Below are 26,299 nucleotides of genomic sequence, written 5' to 3' on the forward strand. Positions count from 1 at the left end.
GGAAAATTATGCAAAAAAATAGTATGAAAAATATGCGGATAAATGGAGAAGTTCAAAGAGAACTCTCCAACATTATCCGGAGTGAAGTAAAAGACCCGCGTATTGCGCCGATGACCAGCGTGGTTGCCGTAGAAGTGGCACCGGATTTAAAAACCTGTAAGGCGTATATCAGTGTATTCGGAGACGAAGAAGCTCAGAATAATACAATCAAAGGTCTTAATAGTGCAGAAGGGTATATTCGTCATGCCCTCGCAAAAAGTATCAATTTAAGAAATACTCCGGAGATTCGGTTTATCCTGGATCAGTCCATTGAGTATGGTGTAAACATGTCAAAGAAAATTGATGAGGTGATTGGACAGGAAGAGTCCTAAGCCTCATCCGAAGAGAAAGAGAGCAGGTGTTGCCAATGAAATTAGAGGAACAGCTTTATGATGTGAAGCGTGTAGCAATAGCCGGTCATGTAAAACCTGACGGAGACTGTGTAGGTTCCACGTTAGCAGTATATAACTATATCAGAAAATATCATTCGGAAATGGAAGTGGAACTCCATCTGGAACCGATTCCAAACATTTTCAAATTCCTTGCAAATGCAGATAAAATTGACAGCTCTTATATAGAAAAAGAGCCATACGATTTATTTATTGCATTGGACTGCGGCGATGAGAAACGACTGGGAAATGCAGTGAAATATTTTCATGCAGCAAAACGTACCTTCTGTGTTGACCATCATATCAGCAATCAGAACTTTGCAGATGCAAACTACATTTTCCCGGAGGCAAGTTCAACCTGTGAGCTTGTATATGAACTCATAGATGAAGAGAAGATTACAAAGGAAATTGCAGAATGTATTTATGTGGGAATTGTGCATGATACGGGTGTGTTCCAGTATTCCTGTACTTCCGCAAAGACCATGAACATTGCCGGCAGGCTGATGGAAATGGGAATTGATTTCAGCCGTATCGTGGATAAGACTTATTATGAGAAAACTTACGAGCAGAACCGGATTTTAGGTCAGGCATTGGTGGACAGCCAGCTCTTTTTAGATGGAAAATGCATTGCATCTATCGTAACCAAAGAAGAAATGGAAAAATACCAGGTTCTTCCGAAACATTTAGAAGGAATCGTACAGCAGCTTCGTGCTACCAAAGATGTGGAAGCTGCAATCTTTCTTTACGAAAATGAGGATGGAAGCTTTAAAGCAAGCATGCGTTCCAGTGGTAAGGTAGATGTGGCAGTTATTATGATGTCCTATGGTGGAGGCGGTCATATACGGGCAGCCGGAGCAACCATAGAAGGCAATGCCAAAGAGATTCTTGAGGGAATCGTAAAGGACGTTGAAAAACAGCTTTTGAAATAGACAGGATAACGTATGGACGGAATTATTAATGTAAGAAAAGAAAAAGGATTTACGTCCTTTGACGTAGTTGCAAAGCTGCGTGGAATTTTAAAAATGAAAAAGATTGGACATACAGGTACGCTTGATCCGGATGCGGAGGGCGTACTTCCTGTATGTATAGGAAAAGCAACCAGAGTCTGTGACCTTTTAACTGATAAGGACAAGGTATACGAGGCAGTCATGCTTTTGGGAAAAGAAACGGATACCCAGGATATGACAGGAACCATATTAAAGGAATCCGAGGTAAATCTTTCCATAGAAGAAGTAAAGCAGTGTATTGAAAGCTTTGTGGGAGAATATGCACAGATTCCGCCGATGTATTCTGCACTGAAGGTCAATGGAAAGAAATTATGTGACTTAGCAAGAGAAGGTGTGGAAGTAGAACGCAAGGCAAGGAAGGTTCAGATATTAGATATTGCAATTTTATCAATCGACTTGCCGCGAGTGACCATGCGGGTGCACTGTTCCAAAGGAACTTATATCCGTACATTGTGCCATGACATCGGAGAAAAATTAGGTTGTGGAGCCTGTATGGAGTACCTGGTACGGACAAGAGTTTCAGATTTTCAAATAGAAGATGCAAAAACACTGCAGGAAATTGAGACAATAATGAAAAGTGGTAAGATAGAAGAGATTTTATATCCCATTGATACCGTATTTAAAAATCTGCCACAGATTCACAGCCGCAAAGATAGTACTGCACTTTTATATAATGGAAATAAGCTGCCGTTGCCTGTGATAGCAGAGGCAGAGACGATAGAGCATACGCTTGCTTCTTTTTATAAAGAAGATGACTGCAAAAAAGTCAGAGTGTATGACAATGCAAATCATTTTGTTGGAATATATGAATACCGTACAGCGGACAGGCTGTTTAAGCCGGTAAAACTTTTCTTTACACAGCAATGAGAAGGAAAAAGACATTTAAGCAGGTATAAAAAATGAAGTATATACATGGAACAACAGAATTTCATATTGAAGAAGAATGCGTGCTTTCCCTTGGCAAATTTGACGGTCTGCACAGAGGACATGAGACTTTATTAGAACATATGATGGAGCAGAAGAATAAAGGCTGTGCAACGGTACTATTTACCTTTGCCATTCCGCCGAGACCGGGCAGGATAAATGAAGTCCAGAAGGTGCTTACGACGAATGAAGAGAAGGTTGCAATCTGTGAAGAGCAGGGCATTGATTATCTGATTGAATATCCTTTTACCAAAGAAGTCATGACCATGGAACCGGAAGCATTTATTGAAATGCTGGCTTCTTCCATGAAAATCCGTGGCATTGTGGTTGGAACAGATTTTCATTTCGGACATAACCGCCGCGGAGATTACCATCTGCTGGAAATATATGCGAAGAAGCTGCATTATGAACTTAAGGTAATAGATAAGGTTCAGTATGAGAATCGGGATATCAGCAGTACCTTTATCCGGGAAGAAGTAGAAAAGGGCAATATGGAAAAAGTAAAATACCTTCTTGGCTATGATTATTTTGTGGAAGGTGTTGTAATACATGGCAGAGAAATGGGCGCGAAGGTACTTGGAATCCCGACCATAAATATCATACCGCCGGAAAACAAACTGCTTCCGCCGTTTGGTGTCTATGTTTGTGATGTTGTAGTAGGGGATAAGACGTATCATGGAATCGCAGATGTTGGATGTAAGCCGACTATCGAAGGGGTTAATCCGGTGGCAGTGGAAACCAATATTTTTGATTTTAATGAGAATCTCTATGGAAAGAAAGTGCGTGTCTGCTTCCGGAGCAGAGAGCGCAGCGAGATGAAGTTTGAATCCTTAGAGGCTTTAAAGCAACAGCTCGAACAGGATATTGCCTATGGCAGATTTTATGTACAGCAGCATTAAATATATGAATTTCGTAAAATTTCGAACAATTGTTACATAATTGTTACATATTTATGTTGACATTATGAAATCACGTTGCTATAATCTTAAAATATGGAGAAGCATATTGATTCGAACAGATGCGGAAATGCAGGGTGCATTTTGCATCGTTACAATGTCAGGAGGCATATTTTTATGAAGAACAATAGAAAGTGGAAGACAACAGCATTTATTCTTACCTGTGGACTTACAGTGGCGCTTGAGGGTGGCGCAGCTGCACAGACATCAGCAGGTTCCGGCTTAAATGCAGGAATATTTGCTACAATGGATTCCTATTATAATACAGATATTGTTGTTTCAGCAACCAATACTGTTACAACGATGGAAGGACAGTCTGAGGATGCTGCAGCAACTGATACAACGGTACCTGCAGATACAGCAGCAACCGATACAGCGGTACCTGTAGATACAACAATCTGTGGATATACCAATCTTGGTATTGCACAGGTTGACAGCAGTTTAAATGTAAGGGAACAGCCGGATACCAATTCTGATATCGTAGGAAAGATGCAGAGTGATGCCGGATGTGAAATTTTAGAGGACGATGGCGAGTGGCTTAAAATTGAATCTGGTCAGGTAACCGGATATGTAAAAGCAGAATATATCATTACCGGAGAGGCAGCTGTAGCAAAAGCCCAGGAAGTAATGAAGACCATTGCAACCGTTACAACACAGACTTTAAATGTACGTGCTGAGATGAATACCGATTGTACCAAACTGGCATTGATGCCGGAAGGAGAAGAATTAGAGGTTTTAAATCAGTATGATGGCTGGGTGGAAGTAGACTTAGATGGTGATGTAGGATATGCAAGCACCGACTATGTAGAGATTTCACAGCAGCTGCCAAAGGCACAGACCATGACAGAATTAAAATATGGTCAGGGTGTTTCAGATACAAGAGTATCACTGGTGGCTTATGCAACACAGTTTGTCGGTAATCCATATGTATGGGGCGGAACCAGCCTTACCAGAGGAGCGGACTGTTCCGGATTTGTATTATCCGTATATGCAAATTATGGCGTATATCTGCCACACTCATCCAGAGCACAGGCAGGATGCGGAACCAGAATCAGTGCATCCGAAGCACAGCCGGGAGATTTGTTCTTCTATGGTAGCGGTAAGGGCATCAACCATGTGGCAATCTATATCGGAAATGGTCAGATTGTTCATGCAAGTTCACCTTCTACCGGAATCAAGATTTCCAATGCATATTATCGTTCACCAGTATGTGTTGTCCGTGTATTAGGAAACTAGATAAGGAAACTAACAGAATTTTGTTTACAAATAATAAGTAGTATGTTATATTTGTTAGGTATGATTTAGCCGATATTCGGTAGATGGACACTCCGACCTTTTGCTGATTATCAGGCGATAAGAAAATATAAGGAGGAAACGTAAATGTTATCAAAAGAAAGAAAAGAAGCAATCATCGCAGAATATGGTAAAACTGCTACAGACACAGGTTCACCAGAGGTACAGGTTGCACTTTTAACAGCCAGAATCAATGAGCTGAATGAGCACTTAAAAGTAAATCAGAAGGATCATCATTCCAGAAGAGGACTTTTAAAGATGGTTGGTCAGAGACGTCGTTTACTGGCTTACTTAAAGAAAGTTGATATTGAAAGATATCGTTCTTTAATCGAACGTTTAGGTTTAAGAAAGTAATTTCTTGTAAAAGGAAACCGTATAGAATAGAGCGGAGTTGTCCGCTCTATTTTTCGGTTGCTAGGCTTCCACAGGTTGCCGGATATCCGTAAGGAACTGCAAGTACAGAGTCTTATGGATGACAATGTAAGAACGGCAGAAGGACGATTCCGAGACCACTGATTAGTGCAATTACAGATTGTGTTAATCAGTAGTTTCGGTCGATACACCTCCGGATGGCTGCAAACAGCACCATTTCGGAACTTCTGCCATAATAAGCAGGAATATCCTGTATACAAAAAAGGAGAAATGATATGTACCAGAGTTATTCAATGGAACTTGCCGGAAGAACTCTTACGGTTGATATTAACCGTGTGGGTAAACAGGCAAATGGATGTGCATTCATGCACTACGGTGATACCACTGTATTATCTACTGCAACAGCATCTGAAAAGCCAAGAGACGGAATCGACTTTTTCCCTCTTAGCGTAGAGTTCGAAGAGAAATCTTATGCAGTAGGAAAAATCCCTGGCGGATTTAATAAGAGAGAAGGAAAAGCATCTGAGAATGCAATTCTTACTTCCCGTGTAATTGACAGACCTATGCGTCCGTTATTCCCAAAGGATTATCGTAATGATGTAACATTAAACAACCTCGTTATGAGCGTTGACCCGGAATGCCGTCCGGAAATCGTAGCAATGCTTGGTTCTGCGATTGCAACCTGCATTTCGGACATCCCATTTGACGGACCATGTGCTATGACACAGGTCGGAATGAAAGATGGTGAATTTGTAATCAACCCATCCCAGGAAGTTTGGGACAATGGTGATTTACAGTTGACGGTTGCTTCTACCAGAGAGAAAGTAATCATGATTGAAGCCGGAGCAAATGAGATTCCGGAAGATAAAATGATTGAAGCAATTTACATGGCACACGACATCAACCAGACCATTAATGATTTCATTATGAAACTGGTAAACGAAGTTGGTAAACCAAAACATGAATATACAAGCTGTGCAGTTCCAGAGGAAATGTTTGCAGCTATGCGTGAGATTGTTACACCGGATGAGATGGAAGTAGCAGTATTCTCTGACGACAAACAGACCAGAGAAGAAAATATCCGTAAAGTAACAGAGAAAATGGAAGAGGCATTTGCAGATAACGAAGAGTGGCTTCCATTAGTTGGTGAGGCTGTATATCAGTATCAGAAGAAGACCGTTCGTAAGATGATTTTAAAAGACCACAAACGTCCGGATGGAAGAGCAATCAACCAGATTCGTCCGCTGGCATCTGAGGTTGATATTATTCCTAGAGTACATGGTTCTGCTATGTTTACCCGTGGACAGACTCAGATCTGTGATGTTGTAACATTAGCTCCATTATCTGAAGTTCAGAAAATCGATGGATTAGATGAGAATATTACCACCAAGAGATATATGCACCATTACAATTTCCCATCCTACTCTGTTGGAGAAACAAAACCTTCCAGAGGACCGGGACGTCGTGAAATCGGACATGGAGCACTGGCTGAGAAAGCATTGGTTCCGGTTCTTCCTTCTGAAGAAGAATTCCCATATGCAATCCGTGCCGTATCCGAGACCTTTGAATCTAATGGTTCTACCTCTATGGCATCTACCTGTGCATCCTGTATGGCACTTATGGCTGCAGGTGTTCCGATTAAGAAAATGGTTGCAGGTATTTCCTGTGGTCTGGTAACTGGTGAGACAGATGATGATTACATCGTATTAACCGATATTCAGGGACTTGAGGACTTCTTCGGAGATATGGACTTCAAGGTAACTGGTACACATGACGGTATTACTGCAATCCAGATGGATATTAAGATTCACGGATTAACAAGACCTATCGTAGAAGAAGCAATCAGAAGAACCAGGGAAGCAAGACTTTATATCATGGACGAAGTTATGTCCAAAGCAATTGCTGAGCCAAGAAAAGAAGTTGGACAGTATGCTCCAAAGATTCTTCAGGTTCAGATTGACCCGGCTAAGATTGGTGATGTAGTAGGTCAGAAGGGTAAGACAATCAACGAGATTATCGACCGCACTGGTGTTAAGATTGACATCAATGATGAAGGTGCAGTAAGCATCTGTGGTACCGATAAAGCAATGCTTGAGAAAGCTGCTGACATGATCCGTATCATTACAACTGATTTTGAAGAAGGTCAGATTTTCACTGGTAAAGTAGTAAGCATCAAAGAATTTGGTGCATTCATCGAATTTGCACCGGGCAAAGAGGGAATGGTTCACATTTCCAAGATTGCGAAAGAGAGAATCGAACATGTAGAAGATGTTCTGACTCTTGGTGATACAGTAACCTGTATCTGCATGGGCAAAGACAGAATGGGAAGAATCAGCTTCTCCATCAAGGATGTTCCTGCTCAGAACTAATTGCAGATTCGTGGCATGTGATTTTTCAATACTCACATAAATAAAATAAGGCGTATGCTTTTGCGGATGAAAATCCACAAGGGTATACGCCTTTTTACGTAAGTAGCGAAGAAAAAGTCTGGCAGAAAAAAAGAGCCGAGTTTGCTGAGCAAACTTCTTTTTCGGGTATCCGGAAAGCTCTACCGGTGGTCAAAAATGCTGCACTGCATATACTATAAGAAAACATAAAATGGTGCAGTATGGAACGGGTCAGACAGATTACAAGGGTGAATGAAGCTCATAAACTAGGATATATTGGAAATAATGTCACGGTAGCCGTGATGGATACAGGAATTGGAACTCATATTGATTTTGGACAAAGAATCAGAGGATTTCGTGATTATGTAGGTGATAAGAAGATACTTTATGATGATAACGGTCATGGAACCCATGTTTCCGGAATTATTGCAGGTTCTGGTTTCGCTTCCCATGGACGTTACCGGGGAATGGCTCCGGGAGCACAGATATTTTCGATAAAAGTATTAGACCGCATGGGAAAAGGTAATACCAGACTGGTGGTATCTGCATTAAAATGGCTGATTGCAAATTATGGGAAAATGAATATAAGAATCTTAAATATTTCCGTAGGAATGCTTGCTTCGGCCAGAAGGGAAGAACAGGAGGAATTGTTAGCAGCAATTGAAGCAGTCTGGGACGCAGGAATCGTAGTGGTTGCTGCTGCAGGAAATAACGGGCCAAAGGATAAGAGTATTACGATACCGGGGCTATGCCGGAAGATTATAACGGTGGGCAGCAGTGATGATGAGGAAGGAGAAGTAAAAAATCTGGGTCTGATGCGTGGGTATAGTGGGAGGGGTCCGACGGAAGCCTGCATTATGAAACCAGAAGTAGTGGCTCCTGGAACAGCGATTGTCAGCTGTAAGCGGATGGGAAATGGTTATGAGATGAAAAGTGGAACCTCTATGGCAACACCGGTGGTGGCCGGGGCGGTCGCGGTGCTTTTAAGCCGTTATCCAAATCTAAAACCGGCAGAAGTAAAACTGCGGCTTTATGAGACGAGTGTAGATACTGGAAAATCCAAGCATGCACAGGGCTGGGGGAGGCTGGATGTCATGCGGCTGATTCGATAAAAGAAAATAGCCTAGAAGAGATAAAAAGCAGAAAGAAAGAGAAAGAGACAGAGACAGAGGGAAAGGAATACGCCGGACATTTGATTTCTGGGAGAAAATGCGGTAAAATGAAGAATACGCATAAAACAAGGGGTAGAAAAGAAAGAGGAGGGAATAAGGTGAAGAAAATATTTAAAGTTTTAATCAGCAGACTTTTTATCACAGTTTTACTTATTTTACTTCAGTTTGGATATTTATTTTATCTGCTGCTGGAAGTTGGTAAAATGTCTACTTACATCAACCTGATTCTCAATATACTTGCATTTATCGTAGCTTTATTCGTTGTAAATCGAAGAATGAATCCGGCATACCGGCTGGCATGGGTATTTATTATTCTGATGTTTCCATTGCTCGGATTATTGCTGTACGTGGTATTTGGAAGACCGGAACTCACTAGAAAGGCAAGAGAGAAAATGAACCGCGTAAATGAGGAAGTAGAACCGCTTCTTACAGAAGATAGAGCGTGCAGAGAACGGCTGGCAGAAGAAGATCCGGTTGCCGCTGGACAGTCTTCATATATCAGTGACTGGGCGCATTTTCCAGTTTATGAACATACAGCAACAAATTATTATCCGTCCGGAGAAGAAATGTTTCCGGTTATGTTAGAAGAAATCCGGAAAGCGAAAAAGTTTGTTTTTCTGGAATATTTTATTTTAGATGATGGAAAGATGTTCCGGGAGCTGATTCAGCTTTTGAAGGAAAAAGTGGAAGAGGGCGTAGAAGTACGTCTGATTTATGATGATGTTGGCTGCATTACGACACTGCCGAATAATTTCTATAAGGAATTGCAGAAAATCGGAATTAAATGTGCGGCGTTTAATCCGTTGCGGGCGAGACTTGCTGTCATTATGAATAACCGTGACCACAGAAAAATCCTCGTTATTGATGGAAATGTTGCATTTACTGGTGGAATCAATATTGCAGATGAATATATCAATGAAATTGAGCGGTTTGGATACTGGAAGGATACCGGAATCCGTATGAAAGGTGCAGCGGTATGGAGCTTTACCTGTATGTTTCTTGAAATGTGGAATTATATAATAAATTCCACGGAGGATTATGAGAAGTTCCGGCCGGATGCAGACTATGTGGCAAAGATTCCATCCGTTGGATATGTGCAGCCGTATAGTGATACACCGTTAGATCACGAAAATACCGGCGAGAATGTATACATGAACATTATTAATTCAGCACAGAAGTATGTCTACATTTTCACCCCGTATCTGATTATTGACCATGAAATGCTGGTAAGCCTTCAGAATGCGGCAAAACGTGGTGTGGATGTGCGGATTGTAACACCTGGAATTCCGGATAAGAAATTTGTTTATCTTCTGACACAGGCAGATTATGGTGTTCTTATTGAAAGTGGTGTAAAGATTTATCAGTATACACCGGGATTTATTCATGCAAAGAGTTTTGTCTGTGATGATAAAATTGCTACCGTAGGCAGTATCAATCTGGATTACCGCAGTATGTATCTGCATTTTGAATGCGGAGTCTGGTGCTATAAGACCGAGGCAGTGCTGCAGTTAAAAGAAGATGCACTTGCGGTAATCGGACAGTCACAGCAGATTGATCTGGAATTCTGCAAACACAGATTTGTAGGAGTACGGATGATACAGACCTGTCTGCGTCTGCTGGCCCCGCTTTTGTAGAAAAGGTTTTACAGGGAGAAGAAATAAGTAAGCGTCTTACGAAAATAATCCTGATAGGTAGCTTTTGGAATCGTAGTATCATATAAGACCCGGATGGAGCCGATTTCTTTTTCATTTAATGTATAGTAAAGTGTGCCGGCTTCTTTTCCCTGTGTTACCGGAGCTTTTATTTCTTCTGGAAGAGAAAGCTTTTTTTCAATAAGATTTAAGTCATTTCCTGCAGTATCAAGATATGAAAAGGTTCCTTCATAGGAAAGACTGGCCTTTTTATCAGTGCCACCCCGTACTGATAATTCCGGCAGAGCGGGCGGTGTGGTATCCTGATAGAGCCGGCATACGGAAAAACCATAGTCTAAAAGGGCGGACGCATCAGCAAAACGCACTTTATAATCCGGTGCAGCCATAATGACTGCGATGAGTTTAATGTTATCTTTTTCAGCAGTGGCTGAGACACAGTACTTGGCAAGACCGGTGGAACCGGTTTTTAATCCAGTGGCATAGGCGTATTGTTTGATGAGCTTATTGGTGTTGGTTAAACCAAATTCGGAAGACCCTTTTTTCGTGACATGGGTAATATTTTCCATCCAGATGGTAGAATAATTATGTATCTGCGGATATTTTGTGATTAATTCCCGGGACATTAGAGCAACATCATAGGCACTGGTCATATGATTGTCAACGTCAAGACCGCAGCAGTTAACAAAGTTGGTATCCTTCATACCAAGACCGGCAGCCCGCTCATTCATCTGGGCAACGAAGGCATCTTCCGAACCGGCAATGAATTCTGCCATGGCAACGCAGGCGTCATTGGCACTGGCAACACTGATACACTTTATCATGGTATCAACGGTCTGGGTTTCACCCAGCTCTAAGAAGACCTGGGAACCGCCCATGCTTGCAGCATGTTCCGAAACTGTGACAACATCATCTAAGGAAATTTTTTGTGCGTCCAGAGCATCGAAAATCAGAATCAGTGTCATGATTTTCGTAATGCTGGCAGGATGCAGGATGGAATGAGCATCCTTTTCATAGATGATGGTTCCGGTAGATGCTTCCATTAAAAGAGCACTGGGAGCAGACAATGTGACCGGAGCAGATGCATCGGAAGCAGCATCCGGATTGGAAGCATCTGGCATGGAAGCATCAGGGGATGGATTGTTGGATTCTGCAGGAGTTTCGTTTTCTGCAAGAACAGAAAATTGTGATGCCATTGGTAAAAAGGCCGGGCCAAGAAGAGACAGGCTTATGAAAATGGAAAGAATGGTATGCATAAGAATACCTCCGGTATGTTCTATTACATTTTAATAGAGAAGAGAAAGAAATATGCAGATAAAGCATGGTTTATTTTGTTGATGCAAAGAGGTGAAAGATGTTATTAAAAATCATTATTGTAATAGCATGTGTGATTTTGGTTTACATAATCTGGCAATGGCAGGAATTAAAAAAATTTGCAAGAACGGATTATGAGATAAAAAGTGGTAAAGTGCAAAGAGAATATAAGGCAGCAGTACTGGCAGATTTGCATGGTTTTCAGTATGGAAAAGACAACATCCGGCTTTTAGATGCAATTAGAAGTGGACAGCCGGATCTGATTCTGATTCCAGGAGATATGGTGGTCAGCAGGAAAAGTGACACCTATGAGACAGCGTTAAAGATATTGGAAGAGCTGTGCAGGATTGCACCGGTTTATTATTCTTACGGAAATCATGAATCCCGTGCCCACATAAGAAAAAGTGAGTATCAGGAGAAATTTTTCGCTTTTGAAAATAAGGTAAAAGAGCTTGGCATCCATGTACTGCATAATGAAACAGAAGCTTTTGGAGAACTGGCGGTTACCGGGCTTGAAATTCCATTGTCCTGTTATAAAAAAGGAGTGGATGTGCCACTTCCACAGGATTATCTTGAGAAAATGCTTCCGGAGCAGACGGAAGATACATTTCAGGTGCTGTTAGCACACAATCCAAGATACGCGAAGGAATATGCAGACTGGGGAGCGGATTTGACTTTTTGCGGACATAATCATGGAGGACTGATACGGATTCCGGGCGTTGGAAGCCTGATTTCTCCGCAGTTTCAGTGGTTCCCGAAATATGATGCAGGAGCCTTTGATTTTGAGGGAAAGAAAGTAATCGTAAGCCGGGGGCTTGGAACCCATACCTTTCATATCAGAATCTTTAACCGGGCGGAACTTGTGTTTATGGTTATAAAACCACAAGATATTGCTTGATTTGTGACATAAAGTTGTGAAAAACACTAAATCTTGTGAAAACACTTGCGTTTTTTCTTAGATACCGTTAAAATAGATGTGCTAGGAAAGAATGGAGAGGTTTTGAAATGGAATTAACAGTAAAGCTGCAGGTGTTCGAAGGACCGTTAGATTTGCTCCTTCATCTGCTGGATAAGAATAAAGTAAATATCTATGATATCCCAATTGTGGAGATTACCAATCAGTATATGGAATATATCCGGGAAATGAAGCGGCAGGATTTAAATGTTATGAGTGAGTTCTTAGTCATGGCAGCCACACTGATTGATATTAAATCAAAGATGCTTCTTCCGGCAAAAGAGACAGAAGAAGAGGAAGCAGAAGACCCGAGAGCAGAACTGGTAGAACAGCTTTTGGAATATAAGATGTATAAATGCATTTCCTATGAATTAAAAGACCGTCAGATGGATGCGGAAAAGGTGATGTTTAAGGAGCCGACGATTCCGGACGAGGTAGCTGCCTATGAAGAGCCGGTGGATTTAGAGGAACTGATGGCAGATGTCACATTGAAGAAATTGAATGATATTTTCAAATCCATCATGCGTAAGCAGGAAGATAAGATTGACCCGGTTCGTTCCAAATTTGGCAAGATTGAGAAAGAAGAAGTATCACTGTCCGATAAAATGGTATATTTAGAGCAGTATGCAATGACACATCCACATTTCAGCTTCCGCAGTCTTTTAGAAGCACAGTGTGGCAAGATGGAGATTATCGTGACCTTCCTTGCAGTGCTTGAGCTGATGAAGATGGGCAAGATAACCATTTATCAGGATAAAATATTTGATGATATCAGAATAGAGTCCAAGGTTGCAGCCTAGGCTCTTATTATATGAGGGTAGTAATGGAAGAAAAGAATTATGAAGCAATTATAGAAGCAATTTTATTTACCATGGGGGAATCGGTAGAATTGGATAAAATTGCCAATGCAATTGAATTAGACAAACAGGAAACCAAAAAGAAAATAGAAGCACTCCAGCAGAAATATGAGCAGGAAGAAAGAGGTATCCAGATTATCGAACTGGACGGTGCTTATCAGATGTGTACGAAGAATGAAATGTATGAATATCTGATTCGGATTGCAAAACAGCCGAAGAAGCGTGTCCTTACAGACGTACTGTTAGAGACCTTATCCATCATTGCTTATAAGCAGCCAATCACTAAGGCGGAGATTGAAAAAATCCGTGGCGTATCCTGCGACCATGCAGTAAGCAAACTGGTGGAATATAATCTGGTCAATGAAGTGGGAAGATTGGATGCTCCGGGCAGACCTATGCTATTTGGCACAACAGAGGAATTCTTACGGAGCTTTGGTGTGCATTCCATCGATGAACTCCCGGTGCTGAATGAAGACCAGGTGGAAGAATTCAAGCATCAGGCTGAACAGGAAGCAGAAATGAAGCTTGAAGTATAGCAACAGGGAATGTAGTAAGCGGAAGTATAATCGAAGTATAATCATAGAAAGAAATGAATAGAATGCAGAGAAAATGTATTTCGGAGCGGTCATGAAAAAGAGACGGTGGAAGAAAATGACAGCATTATCTCTGTTTTTTATATTTTTTAGTTCCAATCATATTCCGGCAGAACCGCTGCCACAGGATAATCCGGATGAAACGCAGGAAGAAAATGAAATAGAAATTGAAGAACCAAAGAATTTGTACGCACTGTCTGCATGCTTAATGGATGCGGATTCAGGGCGTATTTTGTTTGGAAAAGAAGAGGATGTGCGCCGGGCAAATGCCAGTACGACAAAGATTATGACATTGATTGTAACATTAGAGCATGCAGATTTAAATAACGTGGTTACATTTTCTGATTATGCAGCCTCCCAGCCGGATGTGCAGCTGAATGGAGCAAGTGGGGAACGGTTTTTATTAAAAGACCTTTGTTTCTCTCTGATGTTAGAATCCCACAATGATTCGGCAGTGGCAATTGCGGAACATGTGGCAGGAAGTGTGGAGGCATTTGCTGGCTTGATGAATGAGAAGGCGGCGGAGCTTGGCTGCATGGATACCTATTTCATTACGCCAAACGGACTGGATAAGGAAGATGAAAACGGATTCCATGGAACGACAGCAGCCGACCTTGCCCGGATTATGAGCTATTGCATCAATGAGTCTCCCATGAAAGAGACTTTTCTTGAAATTACGCAGACACCGTCCTATTCCTTTTCTAATATAGAAGGAACACGAAACTACAGCTGCAATAATCACAACCGTTTCCTTACGATGATGGACGGAGCAATCAGTGGTAAAACCGGTTTTACGGGCAATGCCGGATACTGTTATGTGGGAGCATTGCGGCGGGATGACCGTACCTATGTGGTGGCACTTTTGGGCTGCGGCTGGCCAAACAATAAGAATTATAAATGGTCAGACACAAAACAGTTGATGCAGTATGGAATTGATTCATTTGAAAAGGTAAATCTTCTGGAGTTGGAAATCCCCAAGGAAGCAGAATGTCCTCTTGAGATAAGTGGGGCAAAGACAGAAGACTATAGCAGAATTAAGATGACAGAGGTTCAGAACAGGACAGAGGAAAAACAGATAGAAAATATACTGCTTCGTAAGGATGAATCCATTGAATTTAAATTGGAGAGAAAGCAGAGACTTGAGGCTCCGGTGGAAGCAGGAACTACTGTTGGAACCCTTAAGTATATACTGAACGGGCAGGTGGTGAGAGAGGAAGAACTTGTCTTAAAAGACAGTGTTCCGGCATGGGATTACCGCTACAGCTGCCTCAGAATGGTTGACCTTTTTTCTTTATAAAGTCAGAAAATCAGCCATAAAATGCGATATGTAAAATCTGTGAAAAAATTAACAATTTGCTATTGAAAAGTTTTGGTCAATGTACTACAATTACCCTAGCGAAAAATTTTATTTTTTCTAAAATAGATGGAGGACTAAGAGATGAGCAACAGAAGTAATAACTTAGCAGAACAGAGAATTTGCCGTTTGCTGGATGAAAACAGCTTTATGGAAATAGGTTCTCTGGTAACCGCAAGAAATACGGATTTTAATCTGGCAGATGAAGCTACGCCATCAGATGGTGTCATTACCGGACATGGTCTGATTGATGGTAATCTGGTATTTGTCTACAGTCAGGATTCTTCCGTATTAAATGGAACAATTGGCGAGATGCATGCAAAGAAAATTGCAGCTGTTTATGACAGGGCGATGAAGATGGGTGCACCGGTAATCGGACTTTTGGATTGTGCCGGAGTTCGTCTTCAGGAATCAGTAGATGCTTTGAATGCATTAGGAATGATTTATGAAAAACAGGTTATGGCATCCGGAGTAATTCCACAGATTTGTGCTGTATTTGGCAACTGTGGCGGCGGACTTACCGTAGTACCTGGATTATGTGATTTTGCATATATGGAAGCTGATAAAGCCAAAATGTTTGTAAATGCACCAAACGCAATCGAAGGAAATTACGTTGGAAAATGTGATACTTCTTCTGCAGATTTCCAGAGCACAGAGACCGGCGTCATTGATATGGCAGGTTCTGAAGAAGAAATCTTTGCACAGATTCGTGAACTGGTCTGCATGCTTCCGGCAGATAACACAGAGAATGGTTATATGGAAGACTGTGAAGATGATTTGAACCGTGCATGCGAAAATGTAGATACCATGAAAGGCGATCCTCGTTTCGTATTAAGCGAGATTTCTGATAATCACAATTTCTTAGAGACAAAGAAGGATTATGCAAAGAGCATGGTAACCGGATTCATCCAGTTAAACGGACTGACTGTCGGTGCTGTTGCTAACTGCACAGAAGAATATGATGAAGAAGGAAAGAAAGTCGCAGAGCATGATGCAGCACTTTGTGCAAAAGGCTGTGAAAAAGCTTCTGAATTCATCCAGTTCTGTGATGCATTTGATATTCCTGTATTATCTCTTACCAATGTGGCTGGATTTACAGCAACAAAATGCAGCGAAAGAAGACTTGCAAAAGCTCTGGCTAAACTTACATATGCATTTGCAAATGCTACCGTTCCTAAGGTTAGCCTGCTTACCGGTAATGCTTACGGAAGTGCAGCAGTAATGATGAACTCCAAAGCAATCGGTGCTGACCTTGTATACGCATGGCCGGATGTTAAGACCGGTATGATGGATGCACGTCTTGCAGCAGAGATTATGTATGCAGACGCTGATGCGGACAAGCTTGCTGAGAAAGCAAAAGAATATGAGGCATTACAGTCTAACGTTGTAACTGCAGCTAAGAGAGGATATGTAGACTTGATTATTGAGCCTGCTGATACCAGAAAATATCTTGTAGCAGCTTTTGAAATGCTGTTTACAAAACGTATGGATACTCCATATAAGAAACATGGAACAAAATAGAAAGGTGAATCTTATGAAGAAAAAATTGTGGATGCTTGTATGTGTTTGTCTGCTTGCATTTTCTGTTACGGCCTGTGGTAAGACAGATCAGACTTCAATAACATTCAATGGAGGCACCTATGACCAGTGGAAGGATACAGTACAACAGACAGTACAGCAGATAACTACTGTGTCAGAAGCTGATATTGATAATGCTCTTTCTTCCATTTCAGAGAAGAGCGATGCAGTAAACTACAACTTCTATAGCAGTTGGAAAGAAGCTGTTGCTGACGAAGGAGATTTCCAGGGATTTGGTGACTTTACCATGACAGAGTCAAATAAGACAATGGTAATGGAACAGACATTGAATTATACCAACCGTGATTTGAGTTTTACTGTTGTATTTGATACAACTACAGACACACCGGAACTTACCAGTATGACATTTGACAAGGTATATTCACTTGGCGAGAAAATGGGCAAAGCCGGAATGAATACACTTATGGGCATGGGTACCGTATTTGTAATCTTAATTTTAATCAGTATTATTATTTATGCATTCCGCATTATTCCTTATTTACAGAATAAGAAAAAGAATGCGGCTGATGCAACTGCTGCAAAAGAAGATAAAGTAGTAGAACAGATTGCTCAGAAAGAAGAGCTGGTTCAGGATGATTTGGAACTTGTTGCAGTTATCTCTGCTGCAATTGCGGCAGCAACAGGAAGTTCTACAGATGGATTTGTAGTACGTTCCATTAAGAGAAGATAGTTTGAAGAATAATTAGGAGGATATAAAGATGAAAAACTATACAATTACAGTAAATGGAAATGTTTATGATGTTACCGTAGAAGAGAACGGAGCATCTGCACCTGTAGCTGCACCAAGAAAGGCAGCAGCTCCTGCAGCAAAAGCAGCAGCACCTAAGGCAGCAGCCGGAGCAGGAAGCATTAAGATTGAAGCCGGAGCAGCCGGAAAAGTATTCAAGATTGAGGCTCAGCCTGGAACAGCAGTAAAGAAAGGTGATGCAGTTCTGATTCTTGAAATTATGAAAATGGAGACTCCTGTTGTTGCACCGGAAGACGGAACAGTTGCAAGCATCGAAGTTGCAGTTGGTGACAGCGTAGAAGCAGGAGCATTACTTGCTACAATGAACAACTAGGAGGAAAATTATGTTAAGTTATGTTGGAGACACAATGAGTAACCTCCTGCATCAGACTGCATTCTTTAACCTGACCTGGGGTAACTACCTTATGATTGTAATTGCCTGCGTATTCTTATATCTGGCAATCAAGAAAGGTTATGAACCTCTTCTTCTGGTTCCGATTGCATTTGGTATGCTTCTGGTTAACATTTATCCGGACATTATTGCAAGTCCGGAAGAGACCAGCAATGGTGTCGGTGGTTTACTTTATTATTTCTATACTCTGGATGAGTGGTCAATCTTACCTTCTCTGATTTTCCTTGGAGTTGGTGCGATGACAGATTTTGGCCCTTTGATTGCAAACCCAATCAGCTTCCTTTTAGGAGCAGCAGCACAGTTCGGTATTTTCGGAGCTTACCTGCTTGCAATTCTGATGGGATTCAATGACAAGGGAGCAGCAGCCGTATCTATTATCGGTGGAGCAGATGGTCCGACCTCTATCTTCCTTGCCGGTAAATTAGGACAGGCTGCATTGATGGGACCGATTGCGGTGGCAGCATATTCTTATATGTCTTTGGTTCCGATTATTCAGCCGCCAATTATGAAACTGTTTACAACAAAGAAAGAACGTGCAATCAAGATGGAGAACCTTCGTCCGGTATCCAAACTGGAGAAGATTTTGTTCCCAATCGTAGTTACTACAATTGTATGTCTGATTCTTCCGACAACCGCTCCGTTGGTTGGTATGCTTATGCTTGGTAACCTCTTCCGTGAGTCTGGTGTAGTCAGACAGCTTACAGATACAGCATCCAATGCTTTGATGTATATCGTAGTTATTCTTCTGGGTACTTCCGTTGGTGCATCTACCAGTGCAGAAGCATTCTTAAATTTCAGCACACTTAAGATTGTTGCTCTTGGACTGATTGCATTTATGTTTGGTACTGCAGCCGGAGTCCTCTTTGGAAAACTGCTTTGCTGGATTACCAAAGGAAAAATTAATCCGTTGATTGGTTCTGCCGGAGTTTCCGCCGTGCCTATGGCTGCGCGTGTATCGCAGAAGGTTGGTGCAGAAGAAGACCCGACAAACTTTTTACTTATGCATGCAATGGGACCAAACGTTGCCGGCGTTATCGGTACAGCAGTAGCTGCCGGTGTATTTATGGCAATCTTTGGTATATAGGAGGATAGAAATGTCAGAAGAAATGAAAAAACCTTTAAAAATTACAGAAACTGTTCTTCGTGATGCACATCAGTCTCTGATTGCAACCAGAATGACAACAGAACAGATGCTTCCAATTATCCCGAAAATGGATGAAGTTGGATATTATGCAGTAGAGTGCTGGGGTGGAGCAACATTTGATGCCTGCCTTCGTTTCTTAAAAGAAGATCCATGGGAGAGACTTCGTAAATTAAGAGATGGATTTAAGAAAACTAAACTTCAGATGCTGTTCCGTGGACAGAATATCTTGGGATATCGTCCATATGCAGATGATGTGGTTGAGTATTTCGTACAGAAATCTATTGCAAACGGAATTGATATTATCCGTATTTTTGACTGCTTAAATGATGTTCGTAACCTTCAGACAGCAGTAACAGCATGTAACAAAGAAAAAGGACATGCTCAGGTTGCATTATCCTATACATTAGGAGATGCTTATACCTTGGATTACTGGATGGAAATGGCAAAGAGAGTAGAAGACATGGGTGCTGATTCCTTATGTATTAAGGATATGGCAGGACTTTTGGTTCCTCAGAAAGCAACCGAACTGATTCAGGCTCTGAAATCTTCAACCAGCCTTCCAATCGAACTGCATACACATTATACTTCCGGTGTTGCTTCCATGACATACATGAAAGCAGTAGAAGCTGGATGTGACATTATCGATACCGCAATGTCACCATTTGCACTTGGTACCAGCCAGCCTGCAACCGAAGTTATGGTAGAAGCATTCAAGGGAACACAGTATGATACTGGTCTTGACCAGAACAAACTGGCTGAAATCGCTGATTACTTCCGCCCAATGCGTGAGGAAGCATTAGACAGCGGCCTGATGAATCCAAAGGTACTTGGTGTTAATATCAAGACTTTGTTATATCAGGTACCGGGTGGAATGTTATCCAACCTGATTTCCCAGTTAAAAGAGCAGGGACAGGAAGATAAATACGAAGAAGTACTGGCTGAAGTACCTCGCGTTCGTAAAGACCTTGGTGAGCCACCACTTGTTACACCTTCTTCCCAGATTGTTGGTACACAGGCTGTATTTAACGTATTAATGGGTGAGCGTTACAAAGTTGCTACCAAAGAGACCAAGGATATTCTTCTTGGAAAATATGGTCAGACTGTAAAACCTTTCAATCCGGAAGTTGTGGATAAGGTTCTTGGTGCTGACAAAGATAAGGCAATTACCTGCCGTCCGGCAGACTTACTTGAGCCTGAATTAGATAAGATTGAAGCTGAAATGAAACAGTACAAACAGCAGGATGAAGATGTATTATCTTATGCATTATTCCCACAGGTTGCTACTGAGTTCTTCAAATATCGTCAGGCACAGCAGACGAAAGTTGATACAACAATTGCAGATACAAAGAACGGAGCATATCCGGTATAGGGTACCTTGCTATCTATAGCAGTAAAGAAGCGGCTACAGACAAATATGTCTGTAGCTGTTTTCCTTTTGATTGGTATAATGGAATATCAGAATTACATAAAAATTCTATGGACAAGAGGACAAAAGATTGCTATGATGAAGTCATGATTTGTCATGGGGTAGACAATTTTAATTGCAAAGCATTTGAAAATATTGTGGCAGTTCTTTCACGGTATTTGGAGAGGAAAAAGGTGAAGGACAATGAAACTGTATGAATTGGGGACAGGGGAGCCGGTGCAGGTGCTGGTGAAAGTGGAGAATGCTTCAGCAGAATATGATAGTACAGTTGCTTTTGGAAAAGAAGGCATTTTATTAATTGAGCCAATACGTTATGATGGAAAAATTATTAATTTTTCCGGAGATAAGGTGCATATCAGTGTAATTTATATGGAAGATGGAATCAAACCGCTGATATGGGAGGGGTGCAGAATGCAGACCGTCCAGGCAGGAAAAGAAAAATATCATGCAATTGTATGCAAGCGTGAAGGAATAAAATGGAACCGCAGACAGGCGTATCGCCAGTATCTGGGACTGGATGGAATGTTGTCCATTGACAGTACCAGAGCAAATCGTTCTGTGGTTGTGAAGGATATCAGTGCTACCGGAGTGTCATTTGTGGGGATGCCGGATATGAATTATCTTTCCATGGGACCGTTTCATTTGACGTTTGAAGATAAAGCAAGCAGGCTTAAAGTGCAGTTATCCGGTATGGCTGTTCGTCAGGAGCCGGTAGATGAAACGAAAGTGATTGTAGGATGTACGGTAAAGCAGGCAAATCTCGACTTGGGGACTTATGTCGCCTCCAAGCAGAAGCAGGAAATTGCCAGACGACATGGAAACTGACGAAAATCCTGCAAAAAGATGTTAAAACGACATAAAAAATGCAAAATATTTGTAGAATCGAGAAGAAGGAACTATGAATGGGAATACCAATGATTTGACCAGTCGAATCAACGAATGTTATGGAAGTTTAAGCAAAGGACAGAAAATATTAGCAACCTATATTACGGATAATTATGATAAGGCGGTATTTCTTACGGCAGCAAAAATGGGACAGGTAGTAGGTGTGAGCGAATCGACTGTAGTACGATTTGCTACACATTTAGGCTATAAGGGTTATCCGGAATTTCAGAAGGCTTTAGAGGAGATGGTTCGCAATAAGCTCAACTCCATTCAGCGTATGGAAGTGACTTATGGAAGAATCAGCCAGTCGCATATATTAGAAACGGTATTGCAGTCGGATCAGGAGAAAATTAAGGATACCTTGGAACATATTGATGAGCATGCTTTTGAACTGGCAGTAGATACCATTATCAAAGCAAAACATATTTATATTGTTGGAATACGAAGCTGCGCTCCACTGGCAGCTTTTATGGCGTTTTACTTTAATCTGATGTTTGAAAATGTGACATTGCTTCAGACCAATAATTCCAGTGAATTATTTGAACAGATGGTGCGAATCAGTAAGGATGATGTCATTATCGGAATCAGTTTTCCAAGATATTCCATGCGTACCTTAAAGGCAATGGAATTTGCCAATAACCGGAATGCAAAAGTAATTACATTAACAGATAGTGTGCATTCCCCAATGAATTTATATTCTTCCTGTAATCTGATTGCAAGAAGTGATATGGCATCTATTGTGGATTCTCTGGTGGCACCGCTTAGTGTTATCAACGCACTGATTGTTGCTCTGTGTATGAAGAAGCAGGGTGAGGTTGCCAAGACATTGGAGACCCTAGAGGATATCTGGAATGAATATCAGGTATATGAAAATGATGAAATTAATTATATTGATGATAAAATCAAAATGAGATATGCCAAATTAGGAGATGCAGATGAGTAAGGTACTTGTAATCGGTGGTGGACCGGCGGGCTGTTTTGCAGCAATTGCTGCGGCAGAGCAGGGACATCAGGTCGTATTGTTAGAACGCAATGAGAAAATCGGGAAAAAATTATTCATTACCGGAAAAGGAAGATGCAACCTTACCAATGCATGTGATACGGAAGAACTATTTTCAAACATTCCAAGGAATTCCAAGTTCTTATACAGCGCAATCTATTCTTATGACAATTTCCGGGTCATGGATTTCTTTGAACAGAATGGAACACCGGTAAAGGTGGAACGGGGAAACCGTGTATTTCCGGTATCAGACCATTCATCGGATGTCATTGCAGCCTTAAAACGCTCCCTGAATGCACATAAAGTAAAGATTATGTATCATACAACGGTAGAAAAACTTATGGTATCGGAGAATTGTGTACATGGAGTAATTACTGCAGAGGGAAAGAAAATGCCGGCAGATGCAGTAGTTATTGCAACAGGTGGCTGTTCTTATGCATCTACCGGTTCTACCGGGGATGGTTATCGTTTCGCAGAAGCCTGCGGACATACCATAAAAACCTGCAGTCCATCCCTTGTGCCTTTTAACGCAGAAGAGGAATATGTCAAAGAATTGCAGGGGCTATCGTTGAAAAATGTAAAGGCGAGCATTTATCAGGGCAAAAAGCTTTTGTATGAAGCTTTTGGAGAAATGTTATTTACCCATTTTGGCGTAAGTGGACCGCTGATGTTAAGTGCCAGCAGCGTGGTAAATGATGCAGTAAGAAAACAGCCGCTGCAATTATATATTGACTGGAAACCGGCACTCTCGGAAGAACAGTTAGATCACAGAATTTTAAGGGACTTTGAAGAAGCAAAGAACCGGCAGGTGATTCATGGAATTGAAAAATTATATCCGTCCAAATTCCTGCCGATTATTTTAAGACTTGCTAAGATTCCAGCAGAAAAGCGTGTCAATGAAGTAACCAAAGAGGAACGGCAGCGACTGGTGGACTTGACAAAGAAGTTCCCGGTTACATTGACTGGTTTACGGGGCTTTTCGGAAGCCATTATTACAAAGGGTGGTGTTTCCGTAAAAGAAGTAAATCCATCGACCATGGAATCAAAATTAACAAAGCATCTTTATTTTGCCGGAGAGGTATTGGATTTGGATGCATTTACCGGCGGCTTTAATCTGCAGATTGCCTGGTCTACCGGATATCTGGCAGGAAGCAGTATTGGAAATGAATAAAGAGAATAAAAAAGCAGAAAAATCGGAGGATAAAAAATGAGCTTTAATATAGCAATTGACGGACCGGCAGGAGCCGGAAAAAGCACTATAGCAAAACAGCTTGCAAAGGAACTTTCTTTTATATATGTAGATACAGGAGCCATGTATCGGAGTATGGCATTGTATTTTATGAGAAATGACATTGCAAAGGAAGATGAGGCAGCAATTTCAGATGCCTGTAAAACCGTGGAAGTATCTATTGCCTATGAGAACGGAGAACAGCAGGTGCTTTTAAACGGTGAGAATGTCAGCAAAGAAATCCGGAAAGAAGAAGTTGGAAAAATGGCATCTGCCACCAGTGTTTATAAGGAAGTCCGCAAAAAACTGGTTGAATTACAGCAGAAGCTTGCAGCAAATAAAGATGTTATCATGGATGGAAGAGATATCGGAACCTGTGTGCTGCCGAATGCCCAGGTAAAGATTTATCTTACTGCAAGTGTTGAAACAAGAGCCGAGAGAAGATATCAGGAATTGCAGGAAAAAGGTGCTGCCTGTGACTTGGAAGTGATTAAAAAAGATATTGCGGACCGTGATTATCAGGATATGCACCGGGAGATTTCACCATTAAAGCAGGCAGAAGATGCCATTCTTGTAGATTCTTCGGATATGGGAATTGAAGAAGTGGTAGAAACCATCAAAAATATTTATAGGGAAAAATGTTAATATGAAAAATGTCAGAGTTGCAAAAAGTGCAGGTTTCTGTTTCGGTGTAAAGCGTGCAGTAGATATGGTTTATGCACAGCTTGAAACAAACGATGAAACAAAGGATGGAATAAAAGACCCGATTTATACTTACGGACCGATTATTCATAATGAAGAAGTGGTAAAGGATTTAGAGGCAAAGGGCGTAACCGTAATCCATGATATTTCAGAAATAGAAGAATCAGAAAAAGGAACCATCGTCATCCGTTCCCATGGTGTAGGCGAAAAAATATATCAGACATTAGAAAATGCCGGTTACCATATCGTGGATGCCACCTGTCCTTTTGTAAAGAAGATACATCGTCATGTACGGGAATATGGAGATGCCGGTTATCATGTTGTAATTATCGGAAATGCCAGCCATCCGGAGGTAGAAGGAATCCGTGGATGGGGAAATGAAGAGGAAATTACGGTAATTGGAACGAGGGAAGCAGCAGAAAATTTCCGGGTTTCAGCAGGAAAAAAGGTTTGTATCGTATCACAAACGACATTTAACTACAATAAATTTCAAGAATTAGTTGAAATTATAAATAAAAAAGGTTATGATATAATTGTTTTAAATACAATCTGTAATGCAACGGAAGAGCGGCAGACCCAGTCGAGGGCTTTGGCAAAAGAAGTTGAAGCAATGATTGTGGTTGGTGGGAAGAGCAGTTCCAACACACAGAAGTTATTTGAAATATGTAAAAACGAATGTGCAAATACTTACTATATACAAACCATAGATGATTTGGATCCGGCAGTACTTCGGACCATTGATAACGTAGGTATTACCGCAGGGGCATCTACCCCAAATAAAATTATTGAGGAGGTTCAAAATAATGTCAGAAATGAGTTTTGAACAAATGTTGGAAGAATCTTTTAAAACAATAAGAAATGGAGAGGTAGTCGAAGGCGTCGTTATCGGTGTTAAGCCAGATGAGATCATCCTTAATATTGGATATAAGTCAGATGGAATTATTACACGTAATGAATATACGAACGAAGCAAATGTAGACCTGACCACCGTTGTATCCGTAGGTGACACTATGGAAGCCAAAGTTTTAAAGGTAAATGATGGAGAAGGACAGGTACTTCTTACTTACAAACGTCTTGCTGCTGAAAAAGGAAGCAAGCGTTTAGAGGAAGCATTTAACAATCAGGAAGTGCTTACCGCAAAGGTTACACAGGTATTATCCGGTGGATTAAGTGTTGTAGTTGACGAAGCAAGAGTATTTATTCCTGCAAGCCTTGTATCAGATACTTACGAGAAAGATTTATCTAAGTATGAAGGACAGGAAATTTCATTTGTAATCACTGAGTTCAACCCAAGAAAGAGAAGAATTATTGGTGACAGAAAACAGCTTTTAGTAGCAGAGAAAGCTGAAAAACAGAAAGAACTCATGGAGAGAATCCATGTTGGTGATGTTGTAGAAGGTACAGTAAAGAACGTAACAGACTTTGGTGCATTCATCGACCTTGGTGGAGCAGACGGACTGTTACATATTTCTGAAATGTCCTGGGGACGTGTTGAAAGTCCTAAGAAAGTATTCAAAGTTGGCGATACTGTAAAAGTATTCATCAAAGATATCAATGAGAGTAAGATTGCACTGAGCATGAAATTTGAGGATGAGAATCCTTGGAATAATGCTGCAGAGAAATATGCAGTAGGTAATGTGGTAACAGGTGTTGTTGCAAGAATGACAGACTTTGGTGCATTCGTAGAATTAGCTCCTGGAGTAGATGCATTACTTCATGTATCCCAGATTTCTAGAGAGCATGTTGAGAAACCTTCTGATGTATTAAAAGTAGGTCAGGAAGTAGAAGCTAAAGTAGTTGACTTTAATGAAGAAGACAAGAAAATCAGCTTAAGCATGAAAGCGCTTCTGCCAGAAGAGGAAGCTGATACAGAAGAAGTTCCTACAGAAGAATAATAAGGTAGGAGGTAGCATAT

General features: G+C 41.2%; 25 protein-coding genes. 24 read left to right on the forward strand and 1 reads right to left on the reverse strand.

Translation table 11 applies throughout. From position 1 onward, the window contains the following. Window positions 1-8: 8 nt before the first annotated feature. The 9 genes from rbfA (at window position 9) to cls (ending at window position 10,173) form a co-directional block, all read left to right on the forward strand. Window positions 9-371: a 30S ribosome-binding factor RbfA gene (gene rbfA, locus DWW33_RS00665; RefSeq protein WP_022242577.1), complete on the forward strand. Its 363-nt coding sequence runs from the start codon at window positions 9-11 to the stop codon at window positions 369-371. 35 nt (window positions 372-406) lie between these two features. Then, window positions 407-1,357: a DHH family phosphoesterase gene (locus DWW33_RS00670; protein ID WP_118638665.1), complete on the forward strand. Its 951-nt coding sequence runs from the start codon at window positions 407-409 to the stop codon at window positions 1,355-1,357. Between the two features lie 12 nt (window positions 1,358-1,369). Then, a complete protein-coding gene (truB, locus tag DWW33_RS00675; RefSeq protein WP_022242575.1) occupies window positions 1,370-2,302 on the forward strand; it encodes a tRNA pseudouridine(55) synthase TruB in 933 nt (310 codons plus the stop codon). A gap of 32 nt (window positions 2,303-2,334) precedes the next feature. Continuing rightward, window positions 2,335-3,258 (forward strand): bifunctional riboflavin kinase/FAD synthetase, encoded by a 924-nt coding sequence (locus DWW33_RS00680; protein WP_022242574.1) that lies wholly within the window; start codon window positions 2,335-2,337, stop codon window positions 3,256-3,258. 174 nt (window positions 3,259-3,432) lie between these two features. After that, window positions 3,433-4,551: a C40 family peptidase gene (locus DWW33_RS00685; protein WP_117946901.1), complete on the forward strand. Its 1,119-nt coding sequence runs from the start codon at window positions 3,433-3,435 to the stop codon at window positions 4,549-4,551. A 144-nt stretch (window positions 4,552-4,695) separates the two neighbouring features. Beyond that, on the forward strand, window positions 4,696-4,962 hold the full coding sequence (gene rpsO / locus DWW33_RS00690) for a 30S ribosomal protein S15 (protein ID WP_022242572.1): 267 nt from the start codon (window positions 4,696-4,698) through the stop codon (window positions 4,960-4,962). 293 nt (window positions 4,963-5,255) lie between these two features. Further along, window positions 5,256-7,349: a polyribonucleotide nucleotidyltransferase gene (locus DWW33_RS00695; protein WP_117697175.1), complete on the forward strand. Its 2,094-nt coding sequence runs from the start codon at window positions 5,256-5,258 to the stop codon at window positions 7,347-7,349. Window positions 7,350-7,588: 239 nt separating this feature from the next. Further along, a complete protein-coding gene (locus DWW33_RS00700) occupies window positions 7,589-8,479 on the forward strand; it encodes a S8 family peptidase (RefSeq protein WP_118056739.1) in 891 nt (296 codons plus the stop codon). 158 nt (window positions 8,480-8,637) lie between these two features. Continuing rightward, window positions 8,638-10,173 (forward strand): cardiolipin synthase, encoded by a 1,536-nt coding sequence (cls, locus tag DWW33_RS00705; protein ID WP_118638666.1) that lies wholly within the window; start codon window positions 8,638-8,640, stop codon window positions 10,171-10,173. Window positions 10,174-10,181: 8 nt separating this feature from the next. Here cls and DWW33_RS00710 read toward each other — a convergent pair whose 3' ends face one another. Continuing rightward, window positions 10,182-11,444 (reverse strand): D-alanyl-D-alanine carboxypeptidase family protein, encoded by a 1,263-nt coding sequence (locus DWW33_RS00710; protein ID WP_118638667.1) that lies wholly within the window; start codon window positions 11,442-11,444, stop codon window positions 10,182-10,184. Window positions 11,445-11,542: 98 nt separating this feature from the next. On the opposite strand from DWW33_RS00710, the gene DWW33_RS00715 reads away from it, so the two are divergent. From DWW33_RS00715 to rpsA, 15 genes are all read left to right on the forward strand, one after another. Beyond that, complete coding sequence (locus DWW33_RS00715) at window positions 11,543-12,400, forward strand: metallophosphoesterase (RefSeq protein ID WP_118638668.1); 858 nt, start codon at window positions 11,543-11,545, stop codon at window positions 12,398-12,400. 107 nt (window positions 12,401-12,507) lie between these two features. Further along, entirely contained in the window at window positions 12,508-13,257 is a 750-nt protein-coding gene (locus DWW33_RS00720; protein WP_022243723.1) for a segregation and condensation protein A, read from the forward strand. 23 nt (window positions 13,258-13,280) lie between these two features. Then, entirely contained in the window at window positions 13,281-13,850 is a 570-nt protein-coding gene (gene scpB / locus DWW33_RS00725) for an SMC-Scp complex subunit ScpB (RefSeq protein WP_117841006.1), read from the forward strand. Window positions 13,851-13,941: 91 nt separating this feature from the next. After that, a complete protein-coding gene (locus DWW33_RS00730) occupies window positions 13,942-15,204 on the forward strand; it encodes a D-alanyl-D-alanine carboxypeptidase family protein (RefSeq protein WP_243088476.1) in 1,263 nt (420 codons plus the stop codon). 141 nt (window positions 15,205-15,345) lie between these two features. Continuing rightward, window positions 15,346-16,782, forward strand: a complete 1,437-nt coding sequence (locus tag DWW33_RS00735) for an acyl-CoA carboxylase subunit beta (protein ID WP_117697184.1) — start codon at window positions 15,346-15,348, stop codon at window positions 16,780-16,782. A 13-nt stretch (window positions 16,783-16,795) separates the two neighbouring features. Further along, entirely contained in the window at window positions 16,796-17,530 is a 735-nt protein-coding gene (locus DWW33_RS00740; RefSeq protein WP_117697185.1) for an OadG family protein, read from the forward strand. A 28-nt stretch (window positions 17,531-17,558) separates the two neighbouring features. Further along, the gene (locus tag DWW33_RS00745) at window positions 17,559-17,921 is read left to right on the forward strand and encodes a biotin/lipoyl-containing protein (protein WP_117946906.1); all 363 of its coding nucleotides are present in this window, start codon (window positions 17,559-17,561) and stop codon (window positions 17,919-17,921) included. Window positions 17,922-17,931: 10 nt separating this feature from the next. After that, entirely contained in the window at window positions 17,932-19,083 is a 1,152-nt protein-coding gene (locus DWW33_RS00750) for a sodium ion-translocating decarboxylase subunit beta (RefSeq protein WP_117697187.1), read from the forward strand. A 10-nt stretch (window positions 19,084-19,093) separates the two neighbouring features. After that, a complete protein-coding gene (locus DWW33_RS00755) occupies window positions 19,094-20,512 on the forward strand; it encodes an oxaloacetate decarboxylase subunit alpha (RefSeq protein ID WP_022243730.1) in 1,419 nt (472 codons plus the stop codon). 240 nt (window positions 20,513-20,752) lie between these two features. Beyond that, window positions 20,753-21,394 (forward strand): hypothetical protein, encoded by a 642-nt coding sequence (locus tag DWW33_RS00760; protein ID WP_117841009.1) that lies wholly within the window; start codon window positions 20,753-20,755, stop codon window positions 21,392-21,394. A gap of 73 nt (window positions 21,395-21,467) precedes the next feature. Then, the gene (locus tag DWW33_RS00765) at window positions 21,468-22,397 is read left to right on the forward strand and encodes a MurR/RpiR family transcriptional regulator (protein WP_022243732.1); all 930 of its coding nucleotides are present in this window, start codon (window positions 21,468-21,470) and stop codon (window positions 22,395-22,397) included. After that, window positions 22,390-23,625: an NAD(P)/FAD-dependent oxidoreductase gene (locus tag DWW33_RS00770; RefSeq protein WP_117946908.1), complete on the forward strand. Its 1,236-nt coding sequence runs from the start codon at window positions 22,390-22,392 to the stop codon at window positions 23,623-23,625. The genes DWW33_RS00765 and DWW33_RS00770 overlap by 8 nt, the downstream gene beginning before the upstream one ends. Window positions 23,626-23,661: 36 nt before the next feature. Continuing rightward, window positions 23,662-24,327, forward strand: a complete 666-nt coding sequence (cmk, locus tag DWW33_RS00775; protein ID WP_117946909.1) for a (d)CMP kinase — start codon at window positions 23,662-23,664, stop codon at window positions 24,325-24,327. Between the two features lies 1 nt (window position 24,328). Continuing rightward, entirely contained in the window at window positions 24,329-25,207 is an 879-nt protein-coding gene (gene ispH, locus DWW33_RS00780; protein ID WP_022243735.1) for a 4-hydroxy-3-methylbut-2-enyl diphosphate reductase, read from the forward strand. Further along, window positions 25,188-26,279 carry a 30S ribosomal protein S1 gene (rpsA, locus tag DWW33_RS00785; RefSeq protein WP_117946910.1) on the forward strand — a complete coding sequence of 364 codons (1,092 nt, stop codon included), beginning with the start codon at window positions 25,188-25,190 and terminating at the stop codon, window positions 26,277-26,279. The genes ispH and rpsA overlap by 20 nt, the downstream gene beginning before the upstream one ends. Window positions 26,280-26,299: the final 20 nt, after the last annotated feature.

Source organism: Roseburia sp. AF15-21 (assembly GCF_003479505.1).
GTDB classification, from domain to species: domain Bacteria; phylum Bacillota; class Clostridia; order Lachnospirales; family Lachnospiraceae; genus Roseburia_C; species Roseburia_C amylophila.

Coding starts and splice junctions, on each gene's coding strand:
- ispH (WP_022243735.1), top strand. CDS start 24,329: ATGAAAAATGTCAGAGTTGCAAAAAGTGCAGGTTTCTGTTTCGGTGTA.
- DWW33_RS00765 (WP_022243732.1), top strand. CDS start 21,468: ATGAATGGGAATACCAATGATTTGACCAGTCGAATCAACGAATGTTAT.
- scpB (WP_117841006.1), top strand. CDS start 13,281: ATGGAAGAAAAGAATTATGAAGCAATTATAGAAGCAATTTTATTTACC.
- DWW33_RS00710 (WP_118638667.1), bottom strand. CDS start 11,444: ATGCATACCATTCTTTCCATTTTCATAAGCCTGTCTCTTCTTGGCCCG.
- cmk (WP_117946909.1), top strand. CDS start 23,662: ATGAGCTTTAATATAGCAATTGACGGACCGGCAGGAGCCGGAAAAAGC.
- DWW33_RS00720 (WP_022243723.1), top strand. CDS start 12,508: ATGGAATTAACAGTAAAGCTGCAGGTGTTCGAAGGACCGTTAGATTTG.
- rbfA (WP_022242577.1), top strand. CDS start 9: ATGCAAAAAAATAGTATGAAAAATATGCGGATAAATGGAGAAGTTCAA.
- DWW33_RS00750 (WP_117697187.1), top strand. CDS start 17,932: ATGTTAAGTTATGTTGGAGACACAATGAGTAACCTCCTGCATCAGACT.
- DWW33_RS00670 (WP_118638665.1), top strand. CDS start 407: ATGAAATTAGAGGAACAGCTTTATGATGTGAAGCGTGTAGCAATAGCC.
- rpsA (WP_117946910.1), top strand. CDS start 25,188: ATGTCAGAAATGAGTTTTGAACAAATGTTGGAAGAATCTTTTAAAACA.
- DWW33_RS00685 (WP_117946901.1), top strand. CDS start 3,433: ATGAAGAACAATAGAAAGTGGAAGACAACAGCATTTATTCTTACCTGT.
- DWW33_RS00730 (WP_243088476.1), top strand. CDS start 13,942: ATGAAAAAGAGACGGTGGAAGAAAATGACAGCATTATCTCTGTTTTTT.
- DWW33_RS00695 (WP_117697175.1), top strand. CDS start 5,256: ATGTACCAGAGTTATTCAATGGAACTTGCCGGAAGAACTCTTACGGTT.
- DWW33_RS00735 (WP_117697184.1), top strand. CDS start 15,346: ATGAGCAACAGAAGTAATAACTTAGCAGAACAGAGAATTTGCCGTTTG.
- DWW33_RS00760 (WP_117841009.1), top strand. CDS start 20,753: ATGAAACTGTATGAATTGGGGACAGGGGAGCCGGTGCAGGTGCTGGTG.
- DWW33_RS00745 (WP_117946906.1), top strand. CDS start 17,559: ATGAAAAACTATACAATTACAGTAAATGGAAATGTTTATGATGTTACC.
- DWW33_RS00740 (WP_117697185.1), top strand. CDS start 16,796: ATGAAGAAAAAATTGTGGATGCTTGTATGTGTTTGTCTGCTTGCATTT.
- DWW33_RS00700 (WP_118056739.1), top strand. CDS start 7,589: ATGGAACGGGTCAGACAGATTACAAGGGTGAATGAAGCTCATAAACTA.
- DWW33_RS00715 (WP_118638668.1), top strand. CDS start 11,543: ATGTTATTAAAAATCATTATTGTAATAGCATGTGTGATTTTGGTTTAC.
- rpsO (WP_022242572.1), top strand. CDS start 4,696: ATGTTATCAAAAGAAAGAAAAGAAGCAATCATCGCAGAATATGGTAAA.
- DWW33_RS00755 (WP_022243730.1), top strand. CDS start 19,094: ATGTCAGAAGAAATGAAAAAACCTTTAAAAATTACAGAAACTGTTCTT.
- DWW33_RS00680 (WP_022242574.1), top strand. CDS start 2,335: ATGAAGTATATACATGGAACAACAGAATTTCATATTGAAGAAGAATGC.
- truB (WP_022242575.1), top strand. CDS start 1,370: ATGGACGGAATTATTAATGTAAGAAAAGAAAAAGGATTTACGTCCTTT.
- DWW33_RS00770 (WP_117946908.1), top strand. CDS start 22,390: ATGAGTAAGGTACTTGTAATCGGTGGTGGACCGGCGGGCTGTTTTGCA.